This is a genomic window from Acinetobacter sp. YH12251, assembly GCF_013417465.1.
In the GTDB taxonomy this organism is placed as follows: Bacteria; Pseudomonadota; Gammaproteobacteria; order Pseudomonadales; family Moraxellaceae; genus Acinetobacter; species Acinetobacter amyesii.
In genome coordinates this window covers 1-10,334 of the sequence record NZ_VPDZ01000030.1, presented here as the reverse complement: position 1 = coordinate 10,334, position 10,334 = coordinate 1, and the positions used below count along the sequence as shown (strand labels likewise).

The 10,334-nt window shown below is 39.8% G+C and carries 9 protein-coding genes; 8 read left to right on the top strand and 1 reads right to left on the bottom strand.

What is annotated here, in order from left to right:
* Positions 1–356 precede the first annotated feature (356 nt).
* The 7 genes from FTV27_RS16460 (at position 357) to hisC (ending at position 7,445) form a co-directional block, all read left to right on the top strand.
* Positions 357–1,811: an RNA polymerase factor sigma-54 gene (locus FTV27_RS16460; protein ID WP_180079306.1), complete on the top strand. Its 1,455-nt coding sequence runs from the start codon at positions 357–359 to the stop codon at positions 1,809–1,811.
* Between the two features lie 169 nt (positions 1,812–1,980).
* A complete protein-coding gene (gene hpf, locus FTV27_RS16455) occupies positions 1,981–2,313 on the top strand; it encodes a ribosome hibernation-promoting factor, HPF/YfiA family (RefSeq protein ID WP_078191195.1) in 333 nt (110 codons plus the stop codon).
* A gap of 135 nt (positions 2,314–2,448) precedes the next feature.
* The gene (gene ibaG / locus FTV27_RS16450; RefSeq protein WP_180034593.1) at positions 2,449–2,700 is read left to right on the top strand and encodes a BolA family iron metabolism protein IbaG; all 252 of its coding nucleotides are present in this window, start codon (positions 2,449–2,451) and stop codon (positions 2,698–2,700) included.
* Positions 2,701–2,706: 6 nt separating this feature from the next.
* On the top strand, positions 2,707–3,963 hold the full coding sequence (murA, locus tag FTV27_RS16445; protein WP_180079305.1) for a UDP-N-acetylglucosamine 1-carboxyvinyltransferase: 1,257 nt from the start codon (positions 2,707–2,709) through the stop codon (positions 3,961–3,963).
* A complete protein-coding gene (gene hisG / locus FTV27_RS16440) occupies positions 3,963–4,664 on the top strand; it encodes an ATP phosphoribosyltransferase (RefSeq protein WP_180021457.1) in 702 nt (233 codons plus the stop codon). The genes murA and hisG overlap by 1 nt, the downstream gene beginning before the upstream one ends.
* A 200-nt stretch (positions 4,665–4,864) precedes the next feature.
* Positions 4,865–6,166: a histidinol dehydrogenase gene (gene hisD, locus FTV27_RS16435; protein ID WP_180079304.1), complete on the top strand. Its 1,302-nt coding sequence runs from the start codon at positions 4,865–4,867 to the stop codon at positions 6,164–6,166.
* Between the two features lie 181 nt (positions 6,167–6,347).
* Positions 6,348–7,445, top strand: coding sequence for a histidinol-phosphate transaminase (hisC, locus tag FTV27_RS16430; RefSeq protein ID WP_180079303.1), 1,098 nt, complete (start codon positions 6,348–6,350; stop codon positions 7,443–7,445).
* A gap of 118 nt (positions 7,446–7,563) precedes the next feature.
* Here the strand turns inward: hisC and FTV27_RS16425 are convergent, their stop codons facing one another.
* Positions 7,564–8,904, bottom strand: coding sequence for an anthranilate synthase component I family protein (locus tag FTV27_RS16425; RefSeq protein WP_180079302.1), 1,341 nt, complete (start codon positions 8,902–8,904; stop codon positions 7,564–7,566).
* Between the two features lie 255 nt (positions 8,905–9,159).
* Here FTV27_RS16425 and FTV27_RS16420 point away from each other — a divergent pair, with 255 nt between their 5' ends.
* Positions 9,160–10,116, top strand: coding sequence for a DUF6160 family protein (locus FTV27_RS16420; RefSeq protein WP_180079301.1), 957 nt, complete (start codon positions 9,160–9,162; stop codon positions 10,114–10,116).
* Positions 10,117–10,334: the final 218 nt, after the last annotated feature.

Below are 10,334 nucleotides of genomic sequence, written 5' to 3'. Positions count from 1 at the left end.
TTCCCGAACTCAGAAGTGAAACCTCTTAGCGCTGATGGTAGTGTGGGGTTACCCATGTGAGAGTAAGTCATCGCCAGCTCATTATTCGAAACACCCCCTGACTAGTCCAGGGGGTGTTTTTTTATGCGTGAGGGAAGGGGAAGCAGAATGGAGAGGGAATTAGAGTAAAATTAATAATGAATCTAATTAAATAATTCATTTATAAGACGAATCGTTCCTAATAAAAGAATAAATTAGCTGAATAATGAGTCTAAAAAAGACAAAAAATCGGGCGTTCTGTTCAAAATTATGCTATAAAAAATAAAACGGCATAAAAATTGCTTATAAAGTGCGGTTAATTATAGGGGGAGTTATTAATGAAATTAGCGATGGGGTTAAAGGTTGCCAATTCCTTATCATTAACACCTCAATTACAACAAGCCATTCGTTTATTACAGCTTTCAAGTTTGGAATTGGAACAAGAAATTCAAATCCAACTCGACAGTAATCCTCTATTAGAGAAAGTTGAAGAACAAAATACCGTTGAAAGTTTAAATAGCTTACAAGAACAAGAAAGGGAAAATAAAGACTTAACCAATGAATTAAATGCCGATCATTTACCTGATGAGTTACCAGTGGATACAGAATGGGATGATGTATATACCCATCAACCCACAAGTTTAGGCGCTGCTGAATTTGAAGAGCGCGAAGATAATAGGCAGGGGCATCAAAGTTTACAAGCGCATTTGCTTGAGCAAGTTAATCTTTTACACTTTTCTGTGATCGATAAATTAATTGCGCACTGTATTGTCGATGCACTAGATAACAAAGGTTTTTTAGATTGCGAATTAAATGAAATTACCCAATCGGTTCAGCATCTTTTAGACTCTATGGATTATGAAGAAGAAGTCGAAGATGACGAAGTTTTGGTGGTTTTAAAGCATATTCAGCGTCTAGATCCTGTAGGGGTAGGCTCACGCAATCTTGCTGAATGTCTAATGGTACAAGTTGAAAATCTTCCTGAGCATATCGAATATCGATATGAAGCTATTTTATTATTGAAAAATTATGAATTGCTGATTAGTAATGAATTACCCAAGTTGATTAAGCAAACCGGCTTAAATACGGAACAGCTTAAACTAGCCATTTCTTTGCTAAAAACATTAAAAGCGCATCCAGGGCAAGAATTTGAAGATAAAGATTCAGACTATCAAATTCCAGATGTTGTCGTCTTAAAAAAGAATGAACATTGGTTGGTTCAATTAAATCCTGATGTGATGCCAAAACTACGGGTAAATTCTTTTTATGCCAATATGATCAAGCGTGCAGATCAAAGTGACGATAATCAATATTTACGAAATCAAATGCTTGAAGCAAAGAATTTCATTAAAAGTATTGATGAACGACATAAAACATTATTAAAAGTAGCGACATGTATTGTTGAGCATCAACGAGCGTTCTTTGAACAAGGTCCTGAGGCAATGAAGCCTTTGGTACTACGAGACATTGCCGAAGAAGTCGAACTCCATGAATCCACAGTTTCCCGTGTAACCACAAATAAATATATGCTCACACCACGTGGATTATTTGAGTTGAAATATTTCTTCTCAAGTCATGTTGGAACGTCATCGGGTGGGGAAGCGTCTTCGACTGCAATTCGTGCAAAAATTAAAAAGCTGATTGCAGAAGAAAATACACGTAAGCCTTTGTCTGATAATGCAATTGCAGTTTTGCTTAATGCGGAAGGTATTGATGTTGCTCGTCGTACGGTTGCGAAGTATCGTGAATCGTTACATATTCCATCATCTTCAGAGCGAAAAGTGTTGATCTAAATTTGAAAATCTGACTATTCTAGAGGTTCATTATGACGAAATAATGAATCTCTTTTTTATATAAGGAATAGCCGAAATGATCTGATCGTGTAAATGTATGCTTCGCATATTGAGTTGGATAATTCGGCTTGAACTTTTCAAGTCCTGAAAGAAGGTGAGGGATAGAATTATGCAGATTACAATTCGTGGCCACCATTTAACAATTACGCCAGCAATAGAAGAAAATATTCGTCTTAAATTTGCGGAAATGACCAAACATTTAGATCAGGTCAATAGTATGCAAGTTAAGTTGACTAAAGATCATCAAGTTGATAAACGTTCAAAAAAAGGCAGTGATAATCATATTGCAGAAGCGATTATACGATTACCCGGGACCGAACTTTTTGCGCAAGCTTGCGCTGATGATATGTATACCTCGATCAAAAAATTGTCTGAAAAATTAAAAAAACAATTGCATAAACATCGAAAAATGCAGCTCATTTATATGCCTTTAACGGTTTAGATTGTACATTGTACAAAAAGAGGTTTTTTATAACCTCTTTTTTTATATATATAATGTATGTGACTAATGAATTATTTTTTAGATTTATAGTAAAATGACGGGTTTTACACCGTTAGTCCTATATGGGGTCTTGTGATGAATAGTGAACAGCTCACTGAAATTTTAAAAGCTGCTTTTCCAGAAGCTGAGGTTGCAGTTAGTGGGCAAGGCGGCAAATATGATCTACGCATCGTCGATGATCAATTTGAAGGGAAACGTCCTGTTGCTCGTCAACAATCTGTTTATGCACCTTTGAACTCCTACATTGCCAGCGGTGAAGTACATGCAGTAACAATTCGTGCAATGACCAAAGAAGAATGGCGCAAAGCAAGCTTATTCGGAGCTTAATAATTAATGGATAAATTTCTGATTCAGGGCGGTACTAAGCTCGAAGGTGAAGTTCGTATTTCTGGTGCGAAAAATGCTGCATTGCCATTACTCGCTGCAACTATCCTTGCGGATACACCTATTACATTAACCAATGTTCCAAATCTAAAAGATGTGAACACCTTAGTGAAATTGATCGCAGGTTTAGGTGTTCAAATCAGTTATGAAGGTGATACGGTTAAGGCAGATACTTCTAGCTTAGATAACCAATTTGCACCATATGAACTCGTGAAAACCATGCGTGCATCTATTTTGGTGCTTGGGCCGTTATTGGCGCGCTATGGTAGTGCAAAAGTGTCTTTGCCGGGTGGATGTGCAATTGGTTCACGCCCTGTAGATCAACATTTAAAAGCTTTAGAAGCACTTGGTGCTGAGATCGAAGTTGAAGCAGGTTATGTGCATGCCAAAGTGGATGGTCGTCTAAAAGGTGGCGAAGTTGTCTTTGATATGGTCACAGTTGGTGGTACTGAAAATATTCTAACTGCTGCGGTTCTTGCAGACGGTGTAACGACCATTCGTAACGCGGCTCGTGAACCCGAGATTACTGATCTGGCTAATATGTTGATCAAGATGGGTGCAAAAATCGAAGGTTTGGACACTGATACTTTAGTTGTTACAGGTGTTGAAAACCTACATGGCTGTGAATATGCCGTTGTTGCAGATCGTATCGAGACAGGTTCTTATCTTGCTGCTGCGGCAATAACTGGCGGTAAAATCAAAACCACGCATACAGATCCAAACTTGTTGGAGTCTGTACTGGATAAATTTGAAGAAATGGGCGCGGAAGTTACGCGCGGCGAAGATTGGATTGAACTGGATATGATGGGTAAGCGCCCGAAAGCAGTAAGTTTCCAGACTTTACCTCATCCAGAATTTCCAACCGATATGCAAGCACAGCTCATGGCGGTGAATGCAATTGGTCGTGGTTTTGCCACAATTTCAGAAACGATTTTTGAAAACCGTTTCATGCATGTACCTGAATTAGCACGTATGGGTGCCAATATTCAGGTTGAAGGTAATGATGCTGTTGTTACAGGTGTAGAGAAATTATCTGCTGCACCGGTGATGGCAACTGATTTACGAGCTTCTTTCTCATTGGTTTTAGCAGCACTTGCCGCTGATGGGGAAACGTTGATTGACCGTATCTATCATATTGACCGTGGTTATGAAGATGTTGAAGCGAAGTTACAAGGTTTAGGTGCCCAAATTAAGCGAGTAAGTTAATGAGCGATATGAGAAACGATGATCCCAATTTTGACGTAATGGGCAATTTTGATCATGGTTTAACTTTAGCATTAAGTAAGGGACGTATCTTAAAAGAAACTTTGCCATTGTTGGAGACAGCTGGCATTAACTTATTGGAAGATCCGGATAAATCTCGTAAGTTAATTTTTCCAACGACCCATAAGCACGTACGTATTTTAATTTTACGTGCTTCTGATGTACCAACATATGTTGAAAATGGTGCTGCAGATATTGGGGTGGCAGGTAAAGATGTGCTGATGGAACATGGTGCACAAAATGTGTATGAACCATTGGACTTAAAAATTGCCAACTGTAAGTTAATGACGGCTGGTAAAGTCGGCATGGTTCGTCCGAAAGGTCGTTTAAAGATTGCAACCAAGTACGTCAATTTAACCCGTCAATATTATGCAAGCTTAGGCGAGCAAGTTGATGTGATCAAACTGTATGGTTCTATGGAACTTGCACCTTTGGTTGGTTTAGGTGATTACATCGTCGATGTTGTGGATACAGGGAACACTTTACGTGCCAATGGTTTAGAGCCTTTGGAAGAAATCTGTAAAGTGTCTTCACGTTTAATCGTGAACAAAGCAAGCTTTAAACGTAAACAAACTTTGTTGAATCCAATTCTTGCACAGCTAGAAAAAGCCGTGGAAGAACGCGAGCAAGCAAAAAAAGCATAAGTTGTTAAGTTTCTAGCTATGCTGATCAAACCGCTCAAATTTGGGCGGTTTTTTATGAAAACTGAAAAATAATGATAAAACTTTATTTTCACTAATTTTAACGAAAGTTATTTTCAATAAAACTCCACATGAACACATGCGATAGATATCCACAAGCTGCGCTAAAACAGGTAAACTAATCTTTTCCAATAGATTACCTTGTGGGTAAATTGATGCGACGTTTATCGACTCAAGATCAAAACTTCAAGCAAGCTTTTGCTGACTTGTTGGCTTTTGAAACTGTGAATGATCCAGAACTTTTAAAAACCGTTGACCAAATCATTGCTGATGTTCGTCAGTATGGTGATGCTCATGTTCTTAAATTGACACAGCAGTTCGATCGACATCCAGCGCATCAATTCTCAGAATTAGAGCTGACACAAGAACAGCTGAAAGCAGCATTTGAGGGTTTAAGTTCAGAAGTGCGTGAAGCCTTAGAACTTGCTGCGAACCGTGTTCGTGAATTTCACCAAGCGCAAAAGCAAGACGGCTGGACTTATGTCGATGCTTTAGGAAATACCCTTGGTCAAAAGGTCACACCGCTGGACCGTGTAGGTATCTATGTACCAGGCGGTTTGGCTTCTTATCCGTCTTCTGTATTGATGAATGCTGTACCTGCGCATGTTGCTGGCGTGCCTGAAATTATTATGGTGGTTCCTGCGCCGAATGGTGATTTGAATCCATTGGTGCTGGCGGCAGCCTACTTAGCTGGCGTACACCGTGTATTTACCATTGGCGGCGCGCAAGCGGTTGCAGCATTGGCTTATGGTACACAAACCATTCCATCTGTGGATAAAATCACTGGCCCGGGCAACCGTTTTGTTGCTGCAGCAAAACGTGCAGTATTCGGTCAAGTTGGCATTGATATGATTGCAGGGCCATCCGAAATTTTGGTCTATGCAGAAGGTCAAAACAACGCTGAATGGCTGGCGATGGATTTATTGTCGCAGGCGGAACATGACACAGTGGCTCAAGCGGTGTTCATTACGCCAGATGCGGATCTTTTAGATCAAGTAGAACAATGGATTGAAAAGCATTTAGAAGCTTTGCCTAAAGCAGATATTGCGCGAACTTCAATCGAAAACCGCGGCGCATTGGTTTTAGTCAAAGACCGAGCGGAAGGCGCCGAATTGATTAACCAAGTTGCGCCTGAACATTTGATGCTGTGCTTAGATGAAGCGCAGGAAATGGCTGAAGATATCCGCCATGCCGGCGCAATCTTCATGGGGCGTTATACACCAGAAGCGATTGGTGATTATTGTGCAGGTCCAAACCACGTGTTGCCAACCTCCGGCACAGCGCGTTTCTCATCACCGCTCGGTGTTTATGATTTCCAAAAGCGCTCAAGTTTAATCATGTGTTCTGAAGATGGCGTGAAAACTTTAGCGAAAACGGCTGATACATTAGCGCAGCAGGAAAACTTAGATGCGCATGCGAGATCTGCGAGATATCGTTACCAGTAATAAAATATAGACTAGGTGAAAAACTTAGTTTTCCAAAACTATAAACCTCTCCCTAACCCTCTCCTGAAAGGAGAGGGGAAATCTCATAAAATGAATATTCCTCTCCCTGAACGAGCTTTAAGGATTCCTTTAAAGCGAAGTGCAAGAGAGGTTAGGAGAGGGTGAAAAAGAGCAAAATAAAATGCCAAATATTACCTCTGAACAAATGCGTTTTTGGAGCCCTGATGTACGTGAATTAGAACCGTACACACCGGGTGAGCAGCCTAAAATCCAAAATATTTTAAAACTCAATACCAATGAAAATCCGTATCCGCCATCGCCAAAAGTGGTGGAAGCAGTTCAAAAAGTATTGGCAAATTCTGCTGATGTTTTACGTTTATATCCAGATCCAGATGCTTCTGAGTTAAAGCAAGCGATTGCAAAACAGCAGCAAGTACCTGTTGAGCAGGTCTTTGTCGGCAATGGCTCGGACGAAGTGCTGGCGCACATTTTTAAAGCCTTTTTTGTGCAAGAGCTGCCGGTTTTGTATCCAGATATTACCTACAGTTTTTATCCGGTTTATAGCCAATTTTTTGGTATAGCTGCCAATACTAAAATTTTGCCGCTGAACGATAACTTTGAAATAGTGGTGGATGACTATAAACAGCCGAATGGCGGCATCATCATTACCAATCCGAATGCACCAACCAGCATTGCTTTAGGTTTGTCTGCAATTGAGGAAGTGCTGCAAGCTAACCCGAATTCAGTGGTTGTGATTGATGAGGCGTATGTCGATTTCGGTGCGGAATCTGCTGTGGCTTTGGTTGCCAAATATGAAAACCTTGTGGTTTGTCAAACCACGTCTAAGTCGCGTTCACTTGCCGGTTTGCGTGTCGGTTTCGCGATTGCGCAGCCGCATTTAATCGCAGCGCTTGAGGCGGTAAAAAACAGCTTTAACTCTTATCCGATGGACCGTTTTGCGATTGCAGCAGCAGTGGCATCATTTGAGGATCAAGCGTATTTTGAAGCGCAAAATGCCAAGGTGATTGCGAGCCGTGAAAAACTTGTAGAGCAGCTGTCTGAGCTGGGCTTTAAAGTATTACCGTCTGCGGCAAACTTTATTTTTGCCTCATTGCCAAATAAAGATGCAGGTGAGTTGGCTGCTGAATTACGCGAACGCGGGATTATTGTGCGTTACTTCAATAAGCCGCGGATTAATCAATTCCTTCGTATCACCATTGGTACAGATGAACAAAATCAGCGCCTTGTGGATACGCTTAAAAACGATATTTTGGCTTGATTGCTGCAAGCTACTATAAATTTAAATCTACCCTAATCTTCCTTTCGAAAAGGTGAGAAGCACTGCTTCGCAAGGGGAGGGTTATAAAAAAGCGATTCAATTGAATCGCTTTTTTTGTTTAATCTTCCGTATACCACGTGTTTAACAAATCCAGCATCGCTTCGACTTTATCAAAGCATTCTTGATATTCAGCATCGCAATCAGACGCGATGGTGATTCCGCCACCTGCCCACAGCGAAACCTGATCTTGGTATTTTTGAATAGAGCGGATCAAAATATTCCAAGAACCCGTGCCGTCGTGATTAAAATAGCCCATTGAGCCGCAATAGGCGCCGCGCGGGGCGCCTTCAAGTTCTTCAATGATTTGCATCGCACGGATTTTGGGTGCACCGGTAATCGAACCGCCTGGCAGGGCAGACATCAGAACTTCAAAAGGGTTTACATCGGTTTTCAGCACGGCCTCAACTTCACTGACCATGTGATGCACCTGATTAAAGCTTTCAATATCAAAAAGTTTTGGTGTTTTTACAGAGCCTGTTTCAGCATAAACACTCAAATCATTACGCAGTAAATCGACAATCATGACATTCTCAGCCATATCTTTTTCAGATGATTTTAATCGTTGTTTTGAGTGCGCATCTAAAACTGGATCTTCATAGCGAGGCATCGTGCCTTTGATTGGTTTAGTAATAATCTTGCGTTTAGGCTTAAAATCTATAAAAAGTTCAGGCGAACAACTTAAAATTTCAAAATCATTAATACGTAAGTAGCCTGAATATGGTGCATCAGTCAGTGACCAAAATTCTTGAGCGGTATCTAAGAGTGAACCGTTTGCTTGAGCTGTGAACTCTTGGGTTAAATTAATTTGATAACAATCACCCGCTTTAATATATTCCAGCACTTGATCAAAGGCTTTCGTGTAGTCTGACTTAGACCATCTTGCAGTACATTTTTGTCTTAATTTAAATTGATTCTGAGTGATCTCTGTTTGAATGAACTGATCAATGTAGTCGTAAATCTTAGCTGCAGAATGATCTGAACTATAAAAATACCAACCATCATTCTCTAATTTAAAAAAACTGGAAAATTGTCCTAAAAACAAGCGAGGTTGCGCTTTGGCGTGCAAGGAAATCTGTTGCTGCGCTGCATAATCATAGCTAATAAAACCAGCCCAGCCCCCAGAAAACCCGCTGCCTAAGTTTGAACATAAATCTTGGAAGGCAATATTTTGCAAGGGCTGAGTATCAGATTCCTCATATTGATCTAAATTGGTACGGACATAAGCTTTAAGTTCATCATTCTTCAATTGTTGATATTGATTTGCCAAAAAGCAAATAACAGGTTGGTTTTGATCTTCTAAAAAAATCACATGTGACAAGGGTGCAAGCGCTTGCAAAATATTTTGAGCACTAACAGTTTGTTTGAGAATAAATTTTTTAAAAGAAATTGGTTTTTGCATCAACAGAAAAATTAACTTTAAAGACTAAAATGGATTTTATACCATTCCTAATTCATTTGGTTTGCAAATACCGTTTATCGGTAAGAATTAGATTGCGACCAACAACAGTTGAACAAATTTCAGCTTGGATATAATTTAATCGAGCGAGCAAACAACTCAAGGAAAGATTTAGCAGTTGTCACAAAATAATATTACAGCTGAATAAATCGAGTGGTTGAAAATCAAAAAAAATAAATACTCTTGGGAGAGTACCGTATGAAAAATTTCACTAAATTAGCTCTAGTTTCTTCAATCGCATTTAGTGCGAATGCTATGGCTATGCAAGCAATGGACGATGCTGCACTTAGTTCAACCACTGGTCAAGATGGTATTAACATCGGGATTGGTATCTCTAAAATTGAAATTGAAAAACTTTTCATTCACGATAACGACGGTTTAACGGATACAGCTAAGGGCGGTACAAGTACTGCTGGTGCGATCGTTATTCAAGGTAACAAGAAAGCTGGTGATCCTTTAGAAAATAAAGGTATCGTTATTGGTGCAAACTATGATCAAAATGGTAAGTTTCTTTTAGCTTCTCGTAATTTGGCTGATTTACGTATCGATACTGATGCGGGTACTGGTGCAAATGGTGCATTCATTAATATTGCAGCTGATGTGTCTGGTTTAGATATCAAAATTGGTGAGATTGGTGTAACAGCATCTGGTACAGCCGGTACTACGGGTATTCGTCGTGGCGGTGATGATAACAACTACAATGCAATTTTATCTGGACTTTCTCTAAAAACGGGACCAATGACAGCGAATGTTCAGTTGGGTGCTGCTCCACAAGGTGCAATGATTAAACTGAGTACAACTATGACAGGTGGTTTAGAAATTAAAGATCTAGGTATCCTTGATGCATCAACTAAAACGGCTACACGTGAAGCAGGTGAAATCTTTATCGAGAGTATCAAAGTTGCTGATGCTAATAAAACTGACTTAACAATTAACCAAGATGTTCGTGTGTATGGTAAAGAAGGCACAAACAATGGTTATATTCAAATGGTAAGCAACTCAGGTCCAATTGATAACTATGTGAAAGGTGTTCATCTAGGAAGTAAAGACGCTGGTTCAATCGGTGATATCGAAGTTCAAGGCTTACAAACGTTCTACAGCCCAGCTATGGGTGTATATAACCAAGGTTCTGTAATTACAATTTCTAGTAAATAATCTAGAATAAAATAAGGCGCGTGTTGATCACGCGCTTTTTTTTACAAAAAAGTGCGGAATGACCCAACAAAGCATAAAAAAATGCTGTTTTTTTCTCTGTACACGACAAATTTCACAGAACCCTTATCCTATCAGGATTCTGCTTTCTTAAAATTGCCAAAATTTCCTTAAACTCTTCTTTTTTCCCAAAACCAATTAAACGCTGAATCGCCATTTGA